19 protein-coding genes and 1 pseudogene are annotated in these 20,639 nt (G+C 51.8%); 11 read left to right on the top strand and 9 right to left on the bottom strand.

Translation table 11 applies throughout. The annotated features are described in order from the left end of the window. Positions 1-7 precede the first annotated feature (7 nt). Entirely contained in the window at positions 8-301 is a 294-nt protein-coding gene (locus tag NXT00_RS01130; protein ID WP_259076522.1) for a DUF4193 domain-containing protein, read from the bottom strand. A gap of 310 nt (positions 302-611) precedes the next feature. On the opposite strand from NXT00_RS01130, the gene ppgK reads away from it, so the two are divergent. After that, positions 612-1,367 (top strand): polyphosphate--glucose phosphotransferase, encoded by a 756-nt coding sequence (gene ppgK, locus NXT00_RS01125; protein ID WP_259076520.1) that lies wholly within the window; start codon positions 612-614, stop codon positions 1,365-1,367. A 464-nt stretch (positions 1,368-1,831) separates the two neighbouring features. Beyond that, positions 1,832-3,442: pseudogene (locus tag NXT00_RS01120) on the top strand (RNA polymerase sigma factor); the annotation flags it as partial. A 218-nt stretch (positions 3,443-3,660) separates the two neighbouring features. Here the strand turns inward: NXT00_RS01120 and NXT00_RS01115 are convergent. From NXT00_RS01115 to NXT00_RS01100, 4 genes are all read right to left on the bottom strand, one after another. Next, on the bottom strand, positions 3,661-3,852 hold the full coding sequence (locus NXT00_RS01115; RefSeq protein WP_259076510.1) for a hypothetical protein: 192 nt from the start codon (positions 3,850-3,852) through the stop codon (positions 3,661-3,663). A 436-nt stretch (positions 3,853-4,288) separates the two neighbouring features. Further along, positions 4,289-4,726: a DUF4870 domain-containing protein gene (locus tag NXT00_RS01110; protein ID WP_259076508.1), complete on the bottom strand. Its 438-nt coding sequence runs from the start codon at positions 4,724-4,726 to the stop codon at positions 4,289-4,291. A 182-nt stretch (positions 4,727-4,908) separates the two neighbouring features. Beyond that, entirely contained in the window at positions 4,909-6,585 is a 1,677-nt protein-coding gene (locus NXT00_RS01105; protein WP_259157746.1) for a DEAD/DEAH box helicase, read from the bottom strand. After that, entirely contained in the window at positions 6,585-6,821 is a 237-nt protein-coding gene (locus tag NXT00_RS01100; protein ID WP_259076505.1) for a DUF3039 domain-containing protein, read from the bottom strand. Before NXT00_RS01100 ends, NXT00_RS01105 begins: the two co-directional genes overlap by 1 nt. 57 nt (positions 6,822-6,878) lie before the next feature. Between NXT00_RS01100 and NXT00_RS01095 the strand changes: the two genes are divergently transcribed. From NXT00_RS01095 to galE, 6 genes are all read left to right on the top strand, one after another. After that, positions 6,879-7,343 carry a DUF3099 domain-containing protein gene (locus NXT00_RS01095; RefSeq protein WP_259157745.1) on the top strand — a complete coding sequence of 155 codons (465 nt, stop codon included), beginning with the start codon at positions 6,879-6,881 and terminating at the stop codon, positions 7,341-7,343. A 22-nt stretch (positions 7,344-7,365) separates the two neighbouring features. Further along, a complete protein-coding gene (locus NXT00_RS01090) occupies positions 7,366-8,952 on the top strand; it encodes a class I SAM-dependent methyltransferase (RefSeq protein ID WP_259157743.1) in 1,587 nt (528 codons plus the stop codon). 1 nt (position 8,953) lies between these two features. Continuing rightward, positions 8,954-9,400 carry a D-aminoacyl-tRNA deacylase gene (gene dtd / locus NXT00_RS01085; RefSeq protein ID WP_259076500.1) on the top strand — a complete coding sequence of 149 codons (447 nt, stop codon included), beginning with the start codon at positions 8,954-8,956 and terminating at the stop codon, positions 9,398-9,400. A gap of 180 nt (positions 9,401-9,580) precedes the next feature. Beyond that, on the top strand, positions 9,581-10,606 hold the full coding sequence (locus tag NXT00_RS01080) for a sigma-70 family RNA polymerase sigma factor (protein ID WP_396124895.1): 1,026 nt from the start codon (positions 9,581-9,583) through the stop codon (positions 10,604-10,606). Positions 10,607-10,908: 302 nt separating this feature from the next. Then, positions 10,909-11,595: a metal-dependent transcriptional regulator gene (locus NXT00_RS01075; protein ID WP_259076495.1), complete on the top strand. Its 687-nt coding sequence runs from the start codon at positions 10,909-10,911 to the stop codon at positions 11,593-11,595. A gap of 20 nt (positions 11,596-11,615) precedes the next feature. Beyond that, positions 11,616-12,593, top strand: coding sequence for a UDP-glucose 4-epimerase GalE (gene galE, locus NXT00_RS01070; protein WP_259157740.1), 978 nt, complete (start codon positions 11,616-11,618; stop codon positions 12,591-12,593). Here the strand turns inward: galE and NXT00_RS01065 are convergent. Continuing rightward, positions 12,590-13,456 carry a DUF4192 domain-containing protein gene (locus NXT00_RS01065; RefSeq protein ID WP_259157738.1) on the bottom strand — a complete coding sequence of 289 codons (867 nt, stop codon included), beginning with the start codon at positions 13,454-13,456 and terminating at the stop codon, positions 12,590-12,592. The two genes, galE and NXT00_RS01065, sit on opposite strands and share 4 nt — an antisense overlap. Before the next feature lie 151 nt (positions 13,457-13,607). Here NXT00_RS01065 and NXT00_RS01060 point away from each other — a divergent pair, with 151 nt between their 5' ends. Beyond that, the gene (locus NXT00_RS01060) at positions 13,608-14,543 is read left to right on the top strand and encodes a PAC2 family protein (protein ID WP_259076488.1); all 936 of its coding nucleotides are present in this window, start codon (positions 13,608-13,610) and stop codon (positions 14,541-14,543) included. Between the two features lie 55 nt (positions 14,544-14,598). Further along, positions 14,599-17,136, top strand: coding sequence for an RNA helicase (locus NXT00_RS01055; protein ID WP_259157735.1), 2,538 nt, complete (start codon positions 14,599-14,601; stop codon positions 17,134-17,136). Positions 17,137-17,188: 52 nt separating this feature from the next. Here NXT00_RS01055 and NXT00_RS01050 read toward each other — a convergent pair whose 3' ends face one another. Both NXT00_RS01050 and NXT00_RS01045 read right to left on the bottom strand, forming a co-directional pair. Continuing rightward, positions 17,189-17,716 carry a carboxymuconolactone decarboxylase family protein gene (locus tag NXT00_RS01050; RefSeq protein ID WP_259076478.1) on the bottom strand — a complete coding sequence of 176 codons (528 nt, stop codon included), beginning with the start codon at positions 17,714-17,716 and terminating at the stop codon, positions 17,189-17,191. 1 nt (position 17,717) lies between these two features. Beyond that, positions 17,718-18,314 carry a peroxiredoxin gene (locus tag NXT00_RS01045; RefSeq protein WP_259076477.1) on the bottom strand — a complete coding sequence of 199 codons (597 nt, stop codon included), beginning with the start codon at positions 18,312-18,314 and terminating at the stop codon, positions 17,718-17,720. Positions 18,315-18,577: 263 nt separating this feature from the next. Here NXT00_RS01045 and NXT00_RS01040 point away from each other — a divergent pair, with 263 nt between their 5' ends. After that, entirely contained in the window at positions 18,578-19,528 is a 951-nt protein-coding gene (locus NXT00_RS01040) for a hydrogen peroxide-inducible genes activator (protein WP_259076476.1), read from the top strand. A 32-nt stretch (positions 19,529-19,560) separates the two neighbouring features. Here the strand turns inward: NXT00_RS01040 and NXT00_RS01035 are convergent, their stop codons facing one another. Continuing rightward, positions 19,561-20,550, bottom strand: a complete 990-nt coding sequence (locus tag NXT00_RS01035) for a hypothetical protein (RefSeq protein ID WP_259157733.1) — start codon at positions 20,548-20,550, stop codon at positions 19,561-19,563. Positions 20,551-20,639 lie beyond the last annotated feature (89 nt).

Here is a 20,639-nt window from a genome sequence, read left to right as displayed (position 1 = left end):
GTCTTTTTTAGGCACAATCCATGCAGATGATGCTGCCGTCGTCCTCGACGTGGTCGATTCGTTTCTTGCGCTGCACAATAAAGCATGAGGAGCACGTGAATTCGTCATCGCGACGGGGAACCACGGAAACGTTCAATTCCTCGCCTGTGAGATCGGCTGTGGGGATCTCAAAGGAATCGACCATCTCATCGTCATCATCGAGTGTCGATGAAGCTGATTCTTGAGCCTTGAGACCTTCGAGAGAATCGGCCTCAATGTCATCGTCGGAACGACGGCGTGGTGCGTCATAGTCGGTAGCCATACCTTCGATCCCCTCGCTTTCGGTTTAGCTAGCTGCACCCTCTCAAAGGATGCGAGATTGTGAAGTGTTAGTTGTCGCTATTTATACACGGAATCGAGTTTCTTGTCACACTCTTTCCCATTTTCGAGCAAGCAATACCATAATGCAGCAGCGTTTATGCAAGCAAAAAAGCGCTCCTACTTGCAGCTACACAGCGACTTTCTCCATGTGAGTACCTATTTTAAGAGCTTATAAAGCTCTCGGAGAATTTAAGATTTATCACTATCAGGATATTGGGATGGTCTCGTACTCGTCCACTAAACTATGCGCCATGAGCAGAATTGGATTTGGAATCGATGTTGGCGGCTCTGGAATTAAAGGAGCTCGCGTTGACTTGGATACCGGCGAATTCGTCGGTGATCGCATTAAGATTTTGACGCCGAAGCCCGCCACCCCTCAAGCCGTTGCGGACACGTGCAACGAGATCTTAAGAATCGCAGGATGGGATGGGCCGGTCGGCATCACCCTCCCCTCGGTGATCAAAAATCAGTTCGTGCTTTCCGCAGCTAATATCGACCCCTCGTGGATTGGCGTAGATGTTCGCGAGTTATTTGCTCATCACCTCGGCGAGGCTCGCCTGATCAGCGTACTCAACGACGCTGATGCCGCCGGCTTGGCCGAAGTGACCTTCGGCGACGAAAAAGCATCAAAGGGTGCAGTTATTTTGCTAACCTTCGGTACCGGTATCGGATCCGCCTTCATTGTAGATGGCACCCTGTTTCCAAATACAGAGGTAGGGCATATGATCGTCGAGGGACGTGAAGCTGAGTCATTCGCTTCGTCTTCCGCTAAAGACAGGGACGAGATTGGCTACACCAAGTGGGCCGCTCGGGTATCCACAGTTCTCAAGGAATACGAGAGGATCTTTAATCCCACGCTGTTCATCGCCGGCGGTGGCATCTCCCGCAAGGGCGACAAGTGGATTCCGAAACTAAGCAATGAGACCCCTGTTATTGCAGCAAAATTGCGTAATCGCGCTGGTATCGTGGGTGCTGCACTGGCGGTCGAGCACCGCTTATTCCCCTAGATTACCGCTAGATTGCTTAGTGTCGCTGCGTTGGATATTTCCGAGGAGAATCCAACGCAGCTAATTCCAGAGTATTATTTAGGCTTTTGCCTGCGCGTGCTCTATAATTGCCGTTTGTCTGACGGAGACCCAAGGTTTGGCTCTCCCCGGATTCTATGATCTTAATAATAAAGTCACTACGCGCAGCGCATAGACCTGATACGTCCCCTGCGAACTACCCTTCACCCTTAACGGACTGACATTAAGATCACCGAGACACGTCAATATCTCTCGTTCCCACCCGGGAAACTAGCAGTACCATGGACTTTGTTATAGGAAAGACTCGTGGGTATCGCACGGGGATATCGGCATAACTGTTAATTTTTCTTTATGCTGGAATAAGCATCATAGTGATGGTCACTAATGTGCATAGAGTTTATTTTTGTCGTTAACGTAGTGACCACGCCGGAGAAGGGGCAATTGTGACTGAAACGAAAAAGACTGCAGCAAAGAAAGTAGCGCGTAAGACGACCCGCAAGGTAACCAGAAAAGCTACCAGTAAGAGCGCATCGACATCGCAAGAGCCAACTGTATCCAGCGCTCAAGTAGAGGAAAGTACTGACACCGAATCGACTACCAAGCGGGTCGTGAAGAAGGTAGCGAAGAAGGTCACGCGGACAAAATCTGCTCAGAGCGCGACTAGAGCCGAAGCCGAAGCCGACGCAGGTTCCGAAGAGTCGGCGTCTTTGCCTAAAAAGGTCTCTCGGAAGGTTGCTAGCTCCCGTAAGGTGCAGCCCAAAGCCGAAGACGCTCCGGAGTCGGAAAAACCGAAAACTCGAGCTAAAAAGACTGCAAAGAAATCTGCGAAGAAGACGGCCAAAAAGACTCGGACTAAAAAAGTTGCAGAACCTGTTGTCGAGGTAGAAGATACCGGCGTTCTCGACGAGTCCTCCGATGAAGACGTTGACGTTGATCTCATCGCCGATGATACTTTGATTGACGATGATGCTGAGGATTTCAGCGCTGAAATCGATGAACTCGACGTCCCAGATGACGACGACGAGGATGCTGAAGACGACGAGGACGATGGGTCGTCGGTATGGGACGAGGATGAGTCCGCAGCCTTGCGTCAAGCCCGTAAGGATGCCGAGCTTACGGCCTCAGCCGACTCGGTTCGCGCATACCTCAAACAGATCGGTAAAGTTGCGCTGCTCAATGCTGAGGAAGAAGTTTCACTCGCTAAGCGAATCGAGGCTGGACTCTATGCAACCTACCGCATGGACCAGATGACAGAAGCTTTTCATAATGGCGATAAGGAAGCGAAACTGACCCCCGCAGTCAAGCGCGACCTCAGGGCTATCGCTCGCGATGGCCGCAAGGCCAAGAACCACCTACTCGAAGCAAACCTACGTCTCGTCGTTTCCTTGGCGAAGCGCTATACCGGCCGGGGTATGGCTTTTCTTGATCTGATTCAAGAGGGCAACCTTGGACTCATTCGTGCTGTGGAAAAATTTGACTATACCAAGGGCTACAAATTCTCAACTTACGCCACGTGGTGGATTAGGCAGGCTATTACCCGCGCTATGGCCGACCAAGCACGAACGATCCGCATTCCAGTCCATATGGTGGAGGTCATAAATAAGCTCGGACGCATTCAGCGTGAACTGCTTCAGGATCTTGGCCGTGAACCCACTCCGCAAGAACTTGCCAAGGAAATGGATATCACCGAGGAAAAAGTCCTCGAAATTCAGCAGTATGCGCGCGAGCCCATTTCGCTGGACCAGACGATCGGTGACGAAGGCGATAGCCAGCTGGGTGATTTCATTGAAGATTCTGAGGCCGTTATCGCAGTCGATGCGGTGTCGTTCACGCTTTTGCAGGACCAACTGCAAGATGTCCTCCATACCCTCACCGAACGTGAAGCTGGAGTTGTGAGACTTCGCTTCGGGCTCACGGATGGCATGCCACGAACCTTGGACGAAATCGGCCAGGTCTATGGTGTTACACGCGAGCGTATCAGGCAGATCGAATCTAAAACCATGTCTAAGCTGCGCCACCCCTCGCGTTCCCAAGTACTGCGCGATTATCTTGACTAACGCTGGACGTTAATATCACAATTTTAGACCCCTCGGATAGTCCGAGGGGTCTAAAAATTTCGCTCATTCCCAAGCGAATACGGCAGGCCATATATCGTATTAGTGGCCGATTTCAGCCGCGGTGAGGTGACCTCGATGGGAAGATCGCGTATACACTCTATTACTCCAGTGCCACACTAGCTATATCTGCATAACAGACCCGCACTACTTGTAGTAACTCACCGTTGCACCTGCGTCAGCTGTGGTGAGGGAGCAGCAGAACCGGCACCTTGCTGGGCTGTCCACGCACTATCGATCTCGGCGTCGACGAGGGGTGTCGGACTCCACATGCGTTTTTTAATGGGTGAAGCATGAAAATCTAAACCAGCACATAACTGGGCCTCCGCGATCGCTGCGTAAAGGTTACCCACCCCCAAATAGGACGTTATTAGGGTAAAGAGCAGTTGGGCGCAGCGCTATTCTCCACACACAGTCTTACACGATGTCAGCCATATAATGCCGTATAAGAGTGACCCGCGCCCCCTAGGTACGTAACTGTACCGATGGTCCGAGAGAAACCTCATGCCCACGGTCTATAAAAAGCCACAACAAATATGGGGACCATACTCGTCCGGGCTCGGTCGCATGCACATCTACCGCCAGCGCCCCGGCAAAAGTCGAAAGTCCAGCACCAGGCTGAGCCGTGGTCCGGATTACACAGCAAATGAGTATTTTGCGCGTCTACACATGGCTGCACCTCGCACTCGTAGCTTGATCTCTCTACCCAGGTATCTGTGCCAATAAGCAAAAAAGTGGTTACCGTAGCTCTTGACCACGGTAACCACCTCACCTAGGTAGTAGTAGCTACTACTGGTTAACGAGCTGCTGCTCGATGCAGGTTTGAAGCTCCTCACCCTCATACTGGGCGCAATCCCCCACGATAGCGCCGAACTGCGCAAAGACGAGTCCGAAAACGATGGTTAGTAGAAGTGCCAGAATGCTCAAGACCAGACCTGTGATGGCCATACCTTTTCGACCGGCACCTGGGGCGAATTTCTTCACCTTAACCAAGGCTACAATGGAGAGCACGAGTCCCACCAGTGCTACAGCCCAAGAAATGATAACGCCAACAACGGTGAGGGTGAGCACCAAAGCTACAGCCGAAACAATCAGAGCTGCAAGTGCGAGGCCATTTTTTGCTACGACGACCGGTGTTGCTGCAGGCGCGGGATCGACGGGATTGTAGGCGGGCAGGCTCTGCTCTGGTTGTACGAACTCGTCATTGTTGTTATAGGGATTGGTCATAAAGATGTCCTTAGAGAGTAGTTATTTGTAAATATGGAGAAAATTTTTCTCCGCGTTCTACGGTATTGCTCCCCTGCGCTTTCGTTTCTGTAGCTTCGCGGGGTACATACCAGCGGGGACTATCCTACAGCACTTATTCTCTGCAACGTTTAAGCCCCACCACTCCATAGCCACAATCGGGGCTACCACCGTCGCAAATAGGCTATACGCTCGCGCAACTGATCAGCAGAGCACATTGCCGTGGGGGGGCCTCCGCATCTAGCTCTTACTTCTGTGTGGATGGCCCCGTGAGGACGTCCAGTACGGGCCGCTTCCATAGACACTAGGCTATTGAGCTCTTTGCGCAGTGTTGGGATTTCCTTACTAGCAACGTGATCGGTGGAAGAGTCGCTAACGTGGTTAGCCCTTTCTTTTTCTCGCTGGGCAATTTGCTCGGCCTGCCTCTGACGCAGTAATTCCCGCATCTGTTCAGCATCGAGAAGGCCTGGTAAGCCGAGGTAATCAGCCTCCTCAGCCGAACCTGCAATCGAACCCGTTCCATACGTAGAGCCATCGTATATCAAGGAATCAAGCTCCGCCTCGGCTCCTAAAGACTCATAACTACGTTCTAGATCGGGCTCGGTTTCTGTCCGGTTAGCTTGAGCCAGAAGATCATCATCAAAACCTTCTTTAGATCGGTGAGGTTTACCCAAAACGTGATCCCGAGAAACTTCCAACTGTGCCGCTAGTTCCAGCAACACGGGTACCGACGGTAAAAAGACGCTCGCGGTCTCCCCAGGGCGGCGCTTTCTTACAAAACGTCCAATTGCCTGAGCAAAGAAAAGCGGTGTTGCAGCGCTCGTGGCGTATACGCCCACGGCCAACCGCGGCACATCCACCCCTTCGCTCACCATGCGCACCGCCACCATCCATTCATCGCTGCTTGCGGAGAACTCCTCAATCCGATCTGATGCACCCACTTCATCGGAGAGGACCACAGTAACCGGTGTTGAACTCCAGTTTCCCAAGATCTTGGCGTAGGCGCGCGCTGTGGTCTTATCAGTAGCGATAACTAAACCACCAGCATCGGGGATCGATTTGCGTAATTGGAGAAGCCTCGTGTGGGCCGCACCGAGGACAGCAGGTATCCAGTCGCCTTTAGGGTCAAGCGCAGTGCGCCAAGCGCGTGCGGTTTGCTCCGGTGAAAGAGCCTCGCCAAGGCGCGCTGCGTATTCTTCACCAGCGGAGTTACGCCAACGTGCCTCCCCTGAGTAGGACAGGAATACCACCGGCCGGACCACTCCGTCGGCGAGAGCATCGGAATAGCCATAGGTGTGATCGGCTTGGGAGACGAGGTGCCCCTCGCCATCTTCGTCGTAGCGGACGAAGGGGATCGTGGAATCATCGGAGCGAAACGGGGTTCCCGTGAGCGCAAGGCGCCTCGTGGCATCGCGATACGCCTGCCGGATTCCATCACCCCAGCTCTTTGCATCCCCGCCGTGGTGAATCTCATCAAGGATCACGAGACTCCTGTGCGCCGTGGTGATGGCATAGTGCTTGAATGGGTGCATGGCAACTTGGGCGTAGGTCACCACAATGCCATGGTAATGAGGGTTAACTGCGCCCGAATTTTTGAAATGAGGATCTAGAGAGATTCCTACCCTCGACGCCGCCTCCGCCCACTGCACCTTCAGGTGCTCGGTGGGAACCACCACGATGACTCGTTCTACGACGTGGCTGTTGAGCAACTCGGTGGCAACCCGCAGCGCGAACGTCGTTTTTCCAGCTCCTGGAGTGGCAACAGCGAGGAAATCTGAAGGTTGAACGGCAAGATATTTCTCTAGCGCTTGACGTTGCCAAACGCGCAGATCATTACTCACTATTTGCGCATACTCCTGTAAATGCTTTCGCAGTCGGGACACACGGGGGACCCAGGTTTTGCTTGCTTGGTTACGGGAAAGGTTTCACCGCAGAGAGCAACCACGATGCGACCGGATACTGCCGATTCCACTATCTGATTTTTCTTCACATAATGGAAAAACTTCGGAGTATCGTCGTCAAGAAGCTCATCGCTACGAATATCTGGACGTTCGATCGTTTGAGTTTGAGTAGTCACTCCTCCTATTGTGCCCCACGTTCGCCTCTGACGCGAAGCGAGACTAGATTTATAGCTATGGAGCAGGATAAACGAGATACCTCGCACACAGGCGCGGCACCTGACTCCTCGCCTACCATTATCGACGCTACCTCCCGACCACTCTCCGCACAACGGATGAGTCAGAGAATATGGTGGCCTGGGAGAAGGAAAAAAGCTGCGCTCATTACGTCGGCTCGGCAGTCCCCGGCTGAGAATCGGAAGCAACGCGAACGCCAATATGCGATCATCCAAGCGATCAGGCTGCCATTTCTAGCACTCGCGGCATTTAGCTACCTATATCTCGAGTTGGTGTGGTTCTCTGCCGTGCTATTTGTCATCTCGGTCCCGTTACCATGGATCGCGGTAGTCATCGCTAATGGAGTGGGACAACCGCGTGATCCGCGCGAAAGATCTGTGTACAAGCCGGCTCTGGCGCGCCAGCAATTATCCCACAATTCCCGGCCTGGTCCCGCCGCTATTGACTCCGGCGATACAAACTAATCTGAGAAAGTGACGAAACTTTATGAAATTTCCCGCCACTGATCATCTGCAGGAACAACACGATGACTTTGTGCGTTGTGCTGCCCAACTAAAGGCAGCCCTTATCAGTTACGAGTTCACGGCTGATGGGGTGCGCGAATTTTTAGGCGAGAATGCCTATAAGGCCCTCTACCGAGGCGAACCCCATGCGGTGCTTTTTTCTATGAGAAATAGCCGAACCCAACCACTGGCTCAATTAATAACTGTATTTCTCCTTCATCGGGCGTTAAGCGAGGAAGATCTCACCAAAATTTTCGGCAGCGAACTGCTCCACGACCTGATTCGAGTCGGCATCTTGGGGCCTAAATCCGCAAACGATAGCCACGTGACTGCGCTCATCGATATCCATCCCCACAGAGTTGACGGCAATGACTATTTTGTTTTTTCGGACTGCGATGCCTCTCAGTTGAGTAACTACATCCCCGGAAAGGATCACGTTCTAGGGGTGGGTGCAGCCAGCCTCTCTTTGTTATCGGCAACCAGTCGCAGTGCTGTGTCCTCGGTACTCGATCTGGGAACCGGGTCCGGCATCCAGGTATTGGGCCAGTTGCACGCGGCAGAGTCGATCACGGCGACCGATATTCATCCACGTGCTCTGCTATTTGCCCACGCAACCCTCGTGGACACAGCAGGGCTGATATCCGATAACCGCGCCACCGTTGATATTCAGCGCGGGAGCTGGTTTGAGCCAGTCCGCGGGCGTCGCTTCGACCGCATTATCGCCAACCCACCCTTCGTGGTTGGTCCTGATGATGTCTCGCATATCTATCGAGATTCAGGTCTCGCTCTTGATGGAGCAACGCAGTTATTGATGGAAAATATACCCGACTATCTCAATATGGACGGCACAGCTACGCTTTTAGGATCGTGGATTCACGAGTCCGGGCACTCCTTCCAGCAGCGTTTAGCATCGTGGCTTCCAGATAAGGGTGTGATGTGTTGGATACTCGAACGCGACCGGGTTTCGCCTGAACATTATTGCGGCACGTGGCTACGCGATGAATCCATCGATCCCCGGAGCGAACAGGGTGCTCACAAGACTCTCCATTGGCTCGACTTTTTTGCTTCCCATCATGTCTTAGCCATCGGATTCGGTTTTGTCTTCATCAAGAGAATCTCTGATGATCTGCCGTCAGATATTCTTGTTGAAGAACTCACCCACCCCATTGAGGATCTTGCTCAAGAGGCTGAAGAGTATTTCGCCCGTATCTCGTGGCTGCACGCCCAGACCGAGAACGAGATTCTGCAGGCTCGCTATCAGGTGCGTCCCGGTATTGCCCAGGAGGAGATAAGTGTGGCAGATGCAGAAGAGGCTATGGGCTTTGTTCCCGCAGCCAGGCGAATAACCCGCATGGACGGACCGAGATGGTCTCACGATATCGACGCCGAGCTAGCCGCTATTTTGGCTGGGCTACACCCTGAAGGCCTTAACCTCAGCGAAGTTATCGAACTCTTTGCTATCAGTCGTGGTCTCGATCCGGATCTAACCCAACAAGCTGCGCTCCCCGCGGTAGTGGATCTGATTCGTCACGGATTTATCATTCCTGCCGATCTTCTATCTGGGTCCTAGTATGAGGGCAGTTTTAATGCGTGTCAGCGAGGCTCAAGTTAGGGTAGATGGCCACATAGTTGGCCAGATTTCGTGTCCGGAATATGGCGGCATACTGGCCCTTATTGGTGTCGCAGCAACTGACGATGAATCTGACGTTGACACGATGGTGCGCAAGATAGCAGAACTGAGAATTCTCAAGGGCGAGCGTAGCATCTCGGACTTGGCAGCCCCAGTTCTCCTTGTTTCCCAGTTCACCCTTTTAGGACGAACCGCAAAAGGGCGGCGACCTTCGTGGTCCGATGCCGCTCACGCTGAGCAAGCGCGTGCCCTCTTTAATGCTGTAGTTTCGAAGCTCGCCAACCGCGGTATTTCCTGCGAACAGGGGGTATTCGGGGCAGATATGCAGGTGGAGAGTGTTAATGAGGGGCCGTATACGGTTCTCGTGGATACTCGAGCCACACTGTGACAGCGAAGGAAATAATTTTTTTCCAGAAGTAGGCGCGCATTCGGCCTAGGGGAACAAAATCCATCGATGCCCCGTTGTTAAATATAGAAACGTCGCTACCACATCTACCTCAGATTAGTTTATCGCTGTGAGTAAAGTAGCGTGCTTGAGTATAAGACGGAGAAAGCGGGGCACAAGTCGATGACGGCTGCTAAATACACCGAGAACACTGATGATGCTGTGCAGGAAAATATTCTCGACAACCCCCGTCCAGAAGTGGATACCCGCTCGCGACGGGGACAAACCAATGATAACCCCTCCGCAGATCTTGTTCGTGTCTATCTCAATGGTATTGGCAAGACCGCCCTGCTTAACGCGGAAGATGAGGTCTACCTCGCTCAAACTATCGAGGTCGGTCTGTATGCCGAGCATCTCCTGCAATCGGCCGAACGTCCCCTCACCCGAGCCATGAAACGCGATTTGAAAGTATTAGTACGCGACGGGCGAAAGGCTCGATCACACCTCCTGGAAGCTAATCTGCGGTTAGTTGTTTCCTTAGCCAAAAGATACACCGGTCGCGGGATGCCTCTGCTTGATCTCATTCAAGAAGGAAACCTGGGACTCATCCGTGCCATGGAGAAATTTGATTATTCGAAAGGCTTCAAATTCTCCACGTATGCAACGTGGTGGATTAGGCAGGCGATTACCCGGGGGATGGCGGATCAGTCGCGCACTATTCGCCTTCCAGTTCATCTGGTTGAGCAAGTTAATAAGCTCTCGCGAACCAAGCGTGAGCTCTATCAGCACCTCGGGCGCGAGGCTACCCACGAAGAGCTTGCCGAGGAAACGGGTATTGATGCCTCAAAGATTGAGATGCTTCTACGCCAATCGCGTGATCCCGTCTCGCTTGATATGCCGGTGGGCGCGGATGAGGAAGCTCCATTAGGTGATTTCATCGAGGACTCTGAGGCTGCAGATGCAGAAGCTTCGGTGGTTGCTACCCTGCGACATGCCGATATTAGAGAGGTAATCTCCACCCTAGAGCAGCGCGAACAAGATGTGATCCGAATGCGTTATGGGCTCGATGATGGCGTTCCTCGCACCCTCGATCAGATTGGGCGCCGTTATGGGCTTTCGCGGGAGCGGGTACGTCAGATCGAGCGCGAAGTCATGCGGAAATTGCGCGATGGCGATCGGGCCGAAAAATTACGAGCCTATGCCCACTAGATAAGACGATCGGGTTATCCCCTTGGGGGTAACCCTTTTCTCAAGGTTGTTCGACGCCTGATTAACGCCTGATTAACGTCTGATTAACGCCCTGAATGTGCCAGCCTTAGTGCCTGTGCTAGGTGTGGTGGACACCACTTCTCCGCCTTGGGGCTTTTGTTGTTATTATTTATTCCACGAGACCTCTGCGTGGGTCATCCCACATTTTGTTTACTATTAAAATTCACCCGAGCATAAATTCCACCTATAATTATTGGGAAAAGCGCCCTGGTGGTGACTCACTGCGAATGGAAGGCTAAGCCATGAAAGACCTCGTTGACACTACTGAAATGTATTTGCGCACCATCTTCGAATTAGAAGAAGAAGGGATCACTCCCCTACGGGCACGTATTGCCGAGCGCCTCGAACAATCCGGACCTACAGTGAGTCAAACTATTGCCCGTATGGAACGCGACGGCCTCGTCGTTGTCGCTAGCGATCGCAGCCTCCAGATGACTGTGAAGGGGCGAGCACTCGCCATTTCTGTCATGCGTAAACACCGCCTGGCCGAGCGCCTGCTTGTCGATATCTTAGGCCTCGACATTAATAAGGTGCATGAAGAAGCGTGCCGCTGGGAACATGTTATGAGCGAAGAAGTTGAGCGGCGTGTTATTTCAGTGATTGGCAATTGCGAACGGTCACCCTTCGGCAACCCCATCCCAGGGCTTGAGCAGCTCGGTGTTCACCTTCAGGAGCCCGCAGGTCCGGGGGTCCGTGCCACTGATACTAGGAATATCAGCACTATTCAGCAGGTACGCATCGTTCAAATTAATGAAATCCTCCAAGTAGACCCACATTATTTCAAAATGTTGTATGACGCGGAGATGACTGTGGGAACCACGGTAGAACTCCAGCACCGCGAAGATGGGGGCATCTCTCTGATAAAGGGAGACAAGGTGATCCACCTCGATGAGGAGATGGCTCACGCCGTTCGGGTTGAAGCTCTCTAGACACTAGAAAGGCTAAGGGTTTGAAACTCCTAGTTACCGGAGGCGCAGGCTATGTAGGTAGCGTGTGCGCCCAGTACCTCATAGAACGCGGTCACGAGGTTGTCATTATCGATAATTTCTCCACCGGAAACCGCGAGGCCGTACCCAAGAAGGCGCAGCTTCACGAAGGCGAAGTGGCTGACCTCATTGATCCCGTGCTCGCTTCTGGGCGTATCGACGGCATCCTCCACTTCGCAGCTCGCTCCCTTGTAGGTGAATCAGTAGAAAAACCTCACGACTACTGGCACGGTAATGTCATCACCACTCTTGGCATTCTCGACAGCATGCGACGCCATGGGGTTAATAACCTGGTTTTTAGTTCCACGGCTGCTACCTACGGTGAACCCGATGAGGTGCCCATCACCGAAGATATGCCTACTTCGCCGACGAACCCATACGGGGCCACGAAACTAGCGATCGATCATGCTATTTCTTCGTATGCTCATGCCTATGGCTTGGGAGCCACGTCACTGCGGTATTTCAACGTAGCCGGAGCTTATGGACCTATCGGAGAAAACCGAGAGATTGAAACCCATTTAATACCGCTCGTCCTCCAGGTTGCTATGGGGCATCGTGAAAAGATCATGATTTTCGGCGACGATTGGCCGACCCCAGATGGTACCTGTATTCGCGACTATATCCATATTCTTGACTTAGCCCAAGCACATGCCCTTGCACTAGAGAGTAATACTCCCTTCACCCACAGGATTTTCAATCTTGGTTCTGGTGATGGTTATTCGGTCAAAGAAGTCATAGATACCTGCCGAGAGGTTACTGGTCATTCGATCCCTGCAGAAATTAAGCCCAGACGTGCCGGGGATCCAGCTGTGCTTATTGCATCCTCGAGCAAAGCTCAGAAAGAGCTGGGCTGGAAACCAGAGCATAAGGACCTGCGCACCATTATAGAAGATGCGTGGGCGTTTACCTCCAACCTTGGAGATCAAGCGCACAGTAGCTAGGCGGCAGCGCGGCCATTTTTGAGGAGGTTAAGCCAGGTACGGTCACACCCTCTTTTTGCGGCCTCGATGAGCTCTTCTTTTTTACCTGCTGTATAACACTCATATATGAGTTGACTAAGTCGGTGATGAGGGTCCAACTCCCCCACGGCGCGCTCATCATTTGGGTTGGCGATGCAGTGGGCAAGGTTCACGCAACATAGGGCATTTGCCCGAATATCTCCGCCGTACCGCGCTGCCACCTCGTGGGCAAGTTTTATGGCCGCTCCGGGGCTTATAAAGAGCACTCGAAGAACGGCGTCTCGTAGGGTTATATGCCCCATAAACTGGGCGAGCACATCTATATCGCAATCAGTGATCGGCCGTAAAGGATCCGCTTCGATGCTGAGAAGAATGGTCGCTAGGTCGTGACAGCGATTCAACAGAGTGTCGGGATCAACCTGAGCGCGAGCCACCATCTTTCTACTTTTAGCTTCCGTGGATGCAGCGGAAGTTGGGATGCGACCAGTGATAAAACCCTTTTGCTTGAGATTGGATTTCTTATCGGTAAAAGCAAGATGGTACCGCTCACCGGCGCTCAAGGAAGGGATGAGCCAGCAGCCATCGAGAGGACGGAGTGGGTGGAGAGATTTGAGCAATGGGCCAGGATCTAGCTCGCCGTGGATGATGAGACCGAAACAATACCGTGGAGCCATCGCCGATATTTTCTCTGCTAGCTCTGGGACGGCTTCGGTATCTCTGAGGGCGAATACCGCCACAATGGAGTGCGAAGCATCAAGCGCCGCTACAACTATCCTTTTATCTGACGGAGCTCCAAGGTATGGCGAAAGGCTGTACAGGAATATTGCAGCGTCGAATGGTTTCATATATCCATCAGAGCGCCTCGTGTTGGTCCTCGCGCGGCGGAGCGTCGTGGGGTCCGGATAATTGTGGATAACGAGGTAGTTTTAAGAAAAATTCAGTGTTTGACTAAATCGGCTAGAATTGACCTTTAACTATCTACTAGGGAGGTGTGCCATGGAAAAGCGCATATATGAACTCGAATTTCCTGCTCCGGAGTTTTCTGCGGCGAGGAACGAGGGCCCCTCTCTCATTATTGCCCTCGATGGCTTCGCCGATGCCGGCTCCGCTGTGAGTGACAGCGCGGAGCATCTCCTGGCCGCATTAGAGCATCATCTCGTCGCTTCCTTTAACAGTGACGAGCTCTTAGATTATCGCTCCCGCCGTCCTACAGTAACGGTGGACAATAACTCGGTCGCCCATATTGACGATTTCATGCTGGCGCTTCATGTGCTCAAAGATACGAAGAATAAGTCCTTCCTTCTGTTGTCCGGTCCCGAACCAGATCTACGTTGGGAGGCCTTTAGTGAGGTCATTGCCGATTTGGTCGAGCAGTTCAATGTCTCCCGCACGCTGTGCCTCTACGCCGTTCCTATGACGGTTCCCCACACACGTCCCCTGGTTCTAAGCGCGCACGGCAATTCACAGGAATTACTCGCTGAGCACTACACCCTTGATACACGCTTAGAAGTACCGGGATCAGCATCGCTTTTTATCGAAAAGGCGCTGGCGGATTCCGGGCGGAAAGTGGGCGGCTATACAGCACATATTCCCCACTACGTGGCAGCCTCTGACTATCCCGAGGCAACATTTACCCTTCTTCAGGAGGCCGCCAATACATTGGACCTGGAGTTACCGTTGGGAAGCTTGAAGGAGGATATACCTAAGGTATTTGCCATGATCCAGGAGCAAGTGCAGTCTCATCCTGAAATGTTGAGTATCGTAGAACATCTTGAGCACCAATATGATGAGTCGATGGCGCGTTACCGAGAGAAAATCGAATCCGAACGGGGACGTGCTTCCCTTCTCGGCAACGAGATTCTTGATGCAGAGAAGCTTGGTGCTGAGTTTGAACGTTTTTTGCAGGACATTGAAGATGATAAATCTGAATAATTGAGTTCAAAGAGCTTTTCTGAGTTAAACAGCTAAGTCGTAAGCGAGGGTGGCTATGAAATTGACCGAGGTATTGCCCGATTTAGCGGAGGTGCCTGATTCTCTCATTGATGAGGTTATCTATGACTCCTTCCAGCAATGGGCTACGTCCCGCTCAATTAGCCTCTACCCTGCTCAGGATGAGGCAGTTTTCAGCTTAGTTGCTGGTGATAACGTTATCCTTGCAACCCCCACAGGAAGTGGGAAATCAATGGTGGCCATTGCAGCACACTTCATTGCTCTCGCTCGCGGCCAGCGTAGTTTCTACACCGCCCCCATTAAAGCTTTAGTTAATGAAAAATTCTTCGCTCTGTGTGAGATTTTTGGCGCGGAATCTGTCGGCATGATGACTGGCGACGCCACTGTCAACGGTAACGCTCCGATCATATGCGCGACCGCAGAAATTGTTGCCAATATTGCCTTGCGTGAGGGTAAAGATGCAGATATAGACCTAGTAGTAATGGATGAATTTCACTATTACTCCGAGCCGGATCGTGGTTGGGCGTGGCAAGTACCTCTTATCGAATTGGCACAAGCCCAATTCTTGCTTATGTCTGCAACTCTGGGCGAGACTCGCTTTTTAAGGGAGGATTTGAGCGCCCGAACTGGTCGGACAACTTCCCTCATCGGTCAAGATACAAAGCGTCCGGTTCCGCTTGATTTCTCGTTTGTCTACACCCCCATTCATGAGACAATTGAGAATATTCTGAGTACCTCCAAGGCTCCTGTCTATGTTGTACATTTTACCCAGCGCGATGCCATTGAGAGAGCGCAATCCCTAACCAGCCTGTCCATAGTCAATGCTGAAGAGAAAAAGAAGATTGCACAAGAGATAGGTGATTTTCGTTTCACCACCACCTTCGGCAAAACTCTATCTTCACTATTGCGGCGTGGAATTGGAGTGCACCATGCTGGCATGTTGCCGAAATATCGGCGTTTAGTGGAAAAATTATCGCAAACGGGTCTACTGAAGGTTATCTGCGGAACAGACACACTCGGCGTGGGCATTAATGTCCCAATCCGCACGGTACTCTTTACGGGATTAGCTAAATTTGACGGCTCTAAGATGCGCATTTTAGCATCCCGGGAGTTCCACCAGATAGCGGGTCGAGCGGGTCGAGCAGGCTTTGACTCTGTTGGCTACGTGGTCGTTGAGGCAACCGAACATGAAATTGAGAATTGGCGGATGCGAGAACGCGCAGGTGCAGATCCTGCGAAAATCAGGAAGCTACGCAAAAAGTCTGCACGTGATGGGGAAATTACCTGGACTAAGAAGACCTTTGAACGACTCATCGAAGCGGAATCTGAGGGTTTACGCAGTCAGTTCAGAGTAAGCACCTCCATGCTGATTAATATTTTGTCCCGCGAGGGTGACGGATTTGAGCATATGCGCCATTTAGTGCGCAGTAATCACGACCGGCGCGGCAAGCAAAACAAAGATATTCTCAAAGCTCTCGAGCTATTCCGCAGTCTCTTGGATGCTGGGATCGCCAAGCGACTTGAAACCCTAGATGCCACGGGGAGACGCTATATTCTTACCCAAGAGCTCCAGCGAGATTTCGCCCTCAATCAACCATTGAGTCCTTTTGCAATGGCGGCTCTGGAACTCCTCGACCCGGATAGCCCCACCTTTGCTCTTGATGTGGTGAGTACGTATGAGGCGATTCTGGAAGACCCCAGAGTCCTCTTGATTGCACAGCAAAAGCAGCGTCGAGGAGAAGAAATCGCGGAATTGAAGGCAGAGGGGGTTGACTACACCGAGCGCATGGCCATCGTTGAGGATATTACGTGGCCCAAACCGCTAGCGGAAGAGTTAGAAAAGGCCTACGAGCTCTATGCTCAGGAGGTCCCATGGGCGCGAGAATTCGAGCTACGACCCAAATCGGTCGTGCGAGAAATGATAGAGAAAGGCATGACGTTCTCGGATCTGGTGGCCACCTATTCTTTAGCCCGCGCAGAAGGGGTCATCTTGCGCTATCTCACGGACGCCTGGCGCACACTACGACATTCAGTGCCGACTGAATTTCTCAATGAGGAGCTAGACGATATTATTGTTTGGCTTGGCGAAGTAGTGCGCCAAGTCGATTCTTCTCTTGTCGACGAATGGGCGCAAATGGCAGATCCTGACGCGCCTATCTCCGAAATGACTCTCCAGCAGGAATTAGCCTTTGGAGTGGAAGATCCAACGGCAGTCAGCGCTAATCGTCGTGCCTTCGGCATTATGGTGCGCAATGCAATGTTTCGGTTGCTGTCGCTTTTCGCCTGGGAGAAAGAGGCAGAGCTCGAGACCATGACCGATTATTTAAGCCCTCAACCAGACTTTGGGGCTTGGATGGATAATTATTTTGACGAGTACGCGGATATAGACACAAGTTCCGCGGCGCGCAGCGGTGACTACTTCCACCTTAAGGAGGAAGGCAGGGTTATGAAGGCCACCCAAATCCTCAAGGATCCCGAGGATGATCGGGCTTTCCGTTTCATAGCTCATGTCGATCTCGATGCCTCAGATGAGGCGGGCGAAGTACGCTTTGCTTCGATCGATTTTGTCGGATAAAGGAAAAATCCCCTCGGTTGGAAGACCAAGGAGATTTCAGGCGTTTGCTGTACTAGCTGAGAATTTCGTCGATATCGAAAGCTTGAGCTAGCCCGTGAACGGTTGCTGCGATCTTGATGGCCTCGAAGATTTGCTCCTTGCTGAGCCCTTCTTTACGCAGAATGTCCTCATGCGCAATCGTGCAGTGTTCGCAGCCGTTGATGGTCGAAACTGCGGTGGCCCATAGTTCAAAATCTGACTTGTCCACTCCGGGATTAGCCATGACATTCATGCGAAGGCCCAAGCGGACCTGGGCATAATCGTCGCCGAGCCACCCTTTGGCGCGATAAGCGACATTATTCATGCCCATAATAGAAGCTGCAGCAAACGCTGCTTCATACGCTTCGGGGCTCAGATTTTCCTTAGCTTCAGCAGCTATTTCCTGTAGTACCACAGCATTACGGGATGCTGCTGCTGCAGCTAAGAAGGTACCCCACTTTTGCTGCTCAGTGAGAACTGAAGCACGCGCGAGTGAACTCACGTTGAGTTTAAGATCCTTAGCGAATTGCGGCACCGAAGTCTTGAGGTTGTCAATGCTCATATTATTTCAGGCCTTCTTGAAGAACGGAGAAGCGATCGATGCTCTTGGTCGGATCGTTCTTTTGCCAGTTGCAGGCGCAAACTTCTTCCGACTGCAGAGCGTCAAGAACCCTCAGGACCTCGTCAACATTGCGACCCACGGCATCTGGAGTCACTGTGACAAATTGAATATATCCATCAGGATCTACAATGAAGGTTGCCCGATCAGCTACGCCGTCGGCGTTTTCAACACCGAGAGCGCGAACCAACTCGTGCTTGATATCGGAGAACATCGGGAAAGGAATGCTCTTGAGATCTTCGTGCTGTGCTCGCCAGTTGAAGTGGGAGAACTCGTTGTCAACGGAACCACCGAGTACCTGGGTATCGCGATCTTCGAAATCCTCGTTGAGCTTTCCAAAAGCAGCAATTTCGGTTGGGCACACGAAGGTGAAGTCTTTGGGGTAGAAGAAAATTACCTTCCACTTACCTTGATATGCGTCGAGGGAAACAGTCTCGAAGTAATCTTCAGGTGAGGCGGCGTTGACATCGTGCAAGTCGCCACCTTTGAGTGCGGTGAGACTGAATTCGGGGAATTTTTCGCCAATAGACAAAACTGCCATGGGTATGCTCCTTCAAGCGGATGGTTTCTGAAACTGTCGGCCGATGAACCGGCTCTCCATTGATATCTTACATCCGATAGACACATTGCGCTAACGACTGAACCTATAATTAAAGAATGGAGAAAAAGGTTTTGACTATCAATCTTGCTAACTGGGTTCCCTCACCCAGGGTTACCCACTCAACTCAAAATATCGACTTTCATTGTTAATTTTCTGCTATAGATCAACTGAAAATAATACTTCCTTTGCTATTGTCTATAGCTATGATGAACAAAGAGTATCGGCCTACCCTCGCCCAGCTTCGCACCTTCGTCACTATTGCGGAGAATAAACATTTCGGTACAGCGGCCAGTAAATTAAATATCTCCCAACCCTCGCTCTCACAAGCCCTCGTTGCTCTCGAACAAGGCTTAGGAGTACAACTGATTGAGCGTTCCACCAGGCGAGTTATTATTACTCCAGCCGGCGAGAAGCTCTTCCCACTCGCCAAGGCTACCTTAGACGCTGCAGACACCTTTATCGCCCACGCTCACGGCGCCTCAGGCACGCTTACCGGCCCCCTCTCTTTAGGTATTATCCCCACCATCGCACCCTATATTTTGCCGCAGATATTTACGAAAGTACGAGAAGAGTATCCCAATTTAGAACTCCAAATCGTTGAAGATCAAACACACCATCTCATTAACCAGTTGCGAGATGGCACCATAGACTGCGCATTACTAGCTTTACCTACGAATACAGCGGGTCTGCATGAGATTTCTCTCTACACAGAGTCCTTTCTCATGGTGGTTCCTGCTGATCATTCCCTAGCCGGGCGCGACGACTTAGTATTGGAGAACCTCAAAGATGTATCGCTCCTCCTCCTTGATGATGGCCATTGTCTCCGGGATCAAGTAGTAGACTTGTGCCGCCAGGCTGACCATAACTTTTTACCCACAACATACAAAGAAACTCGCGTGGCGTCCCTAACCACCGTTTTACAGCTCATTACCGCAGGTATGGGAGCTACCCTCATTCCCGAATCCGCTGAAGCAATCGAGTGCTCTCGAACGCATGTGGCCACAGCATCTTTTGCCGAGGGAGTCACGGCTTCGCGAGAGGTAGGCTTAGCGTTTAGAAATTCCTCGATACGTACCACTGACTTCGAACTCCTAGGACAGCTTATTACCCGCGCCTTTGATGATATTCGGCACCAGCGTCCTGGGATCAGGTAAAAAAATTGCCCGCATAGGCGGGCAATTTTTTTCTACATCTCCGGGTACTCTCCGTGAGCAAGCTGCCGATACATATGCACGGAAAAATGGTATATGGCGGGCAACAGAATGACTGCGCCCAAACCGCAGGTCACGATAGTTCCCAGACCGGCTACTAAACCAATGAGAAGGGTGGCTCCTAAAACTGGGAAAAAGTTCTTCAGAACAATTGAGATTGACGTGCCGATGGAACCAATTACCGAATCGCGGCGATCAGCAACCAAATACTCACAGAAGCTTAAGAACAGCGAGGCAATAAAGAGCCACAAGTTAGAAACCAACACGGTCGTAATAAGAGCCCCAATGGCCACTGTGGGGAGGCCAGTTTCTGGATCAACAAACATCGTGGAGGAGTTAGCACCGAGAGCTACTTGAATGAGAAGCGTTGGTACCTGAATAATCAGGCTTACAAGAAGCGCCACAAGGAAAACAGGAACATAGTTAGTGCGCTCTTTCATTCCTGCCCAGCTCAATGGGCGACCATCAATCTGGTCAAGGAGGAGAGCCAGCAAGAATGGGGAAAGTGCAGCAATGATTAGGGAGATCCCAAATGTGAGGAGGGTCGAACTCAGCGAATCCTCTGCTTGTACCTCATAGATAGCTCCATCAACCGCGTTGGGGTCAGCGATCATCCCACCTGAGCTGTAAAACCCTAAGACACCGTACGCTATACCGACAATCAGGCTCAGCAGGAGAAAGAGCGCCGCCCCGCCGATCCAGAGTAAAGGCTTAGCAAACGTAGCCTTGAAGGCGTAGCTAAAGGCCATCATGATATCGAGGCCCTTGTCCCGAGTCACCATGCGTGTTTCAGTGTAGGGGTTGATCTTATCTGGTCGATCCTGGACAGGATCGGAAAAGCCGGCTGAGGTGCCATCACCGTAGTAGCCATATGGATTTTCGCTATACGGTTGAGCACTCTCCGGGTGCTGGAAACCCTCAGAACCTGGATCTTCACCTAATGGTGGCTCGTGCTTGTCTGTCATGATTTATGCCTTCCTGTTACGTGAAATACGAATACGGATATAAGGGTATCCAAAAACTTTCACCACTGCTGGCACCACCCCTCAATGTG

The organism is Corynebacterium sp. ES2715-CONJ3, assembly GCF_024814365.1.
Classification (GTDB): Bacteria; Actinomycetota; Actinomycetes; order Mycobacteriales; family Mycobacteriaceae; genus Corynebacterium.
The sequence above is the reverse complement of the archived record's forward strand: the minus strand, read 5'-3'. Positions and strand labels throughout refer to the sequence as shown.

Coding starts and splice junctions, on each gene's coding strand:
- NXT00_RS01035 (WP_259157733.1), bottom strand. CDS start 20,550: ATGACAGACAAGCACGAGCCACCATTAGGTGAAGATCCAGGTTCTGAG.
- NXT00_RS01090 (WP_259157743.1), top strand. CDS start 7,366: ATGAAATTTCCCGCCACTGATCATCTGCAGGAACAACACGATGACTTT.
- NXT00_RS01130 (WP_259076522.1), bottom strand. CDS start 301: ATGGCTACCGACTATGACGCACCACGCCGTCGTTCCGACGATGACATT.
- NXT00_RS01080 (WP_396124895.1), top strand. CDS start 9,581: ATGACGGCTGCTAAATACACCGAGAACACTGATGATGCTGTGCAGGAA.
- ppgK (WP_259076520.1), top strand. CDS start 612: ATGAGCAGAATTGGATTTGGAATCGATGTTGGCGGCTCTGGAATTAAA.
- NXT00_RS01065 (WP_259157738.1), bottom strand. CDS start 13,456: ATGAAACCATTCGACGCTGCAATATTCCTGTACAGCCTTTCGCCATAC.
- NXT00_RS01055 (WP_259157735.1), top strand. CDS start 14,599: ATGAAATTGACCGAGGTATTGCCCGATTTAGCGGAGGTGCCTGATTCT.
- NXT00_RS01060 (WP_259076488.1), top strand. CDS start 13,608: ATGGAAAAGCGCATATATGAACTCGAATTTCCTGCTCCGGAGTTTTCT.
- NXT00_RS01050 (WP_259076478.1), bottom strand. CDS start 17,716: ATGAGCATTGACAACCTCAAGACTTCGGTGCCGCAATTCGCTAAGGAT.
- NXT00_RS01075 (WP_259076495.1), top strand. CDS start 10,909: ATGAAAGACCTCGTTGACACTACTGAAATGTATTTGCGCACCATCTTC.
- NXT00_RS01040 (WP_259076476.1), top strand. CDS start 18,578: ATGATGAACAAAGAGTATCGGCCTACCCTCGCCCAGCTTCGCACCTTC.
- NXT00_RS01110 (WP_259076508.1), bottom strand. CDS start 4,726: ATGACCAATCCCTATAACAACAATGACGAGTTCGTACAACCAGAGCAG.
- NXT00_RS01045 (WP_259076477.1), bottom strand. CDS start 18,314: ATGGCAGTTTTGTCTATTGGCGAAAAATTCCCCGAATTCAGTCTCACC.
- dtd (WP_259076500.1), top strand. CDS start 8,954: ATGAGGGCAGTTTTAATGCGTGTCAGCGAGGCTCAAGTTAGGGTAGAT.
- NXT00_RS01095 (WP_259157745.1), top strand. CDS start 6,879: ATGGAGCAGGATAAACGAGATACCTCGCACACAGGCGCGGCACCTGAC.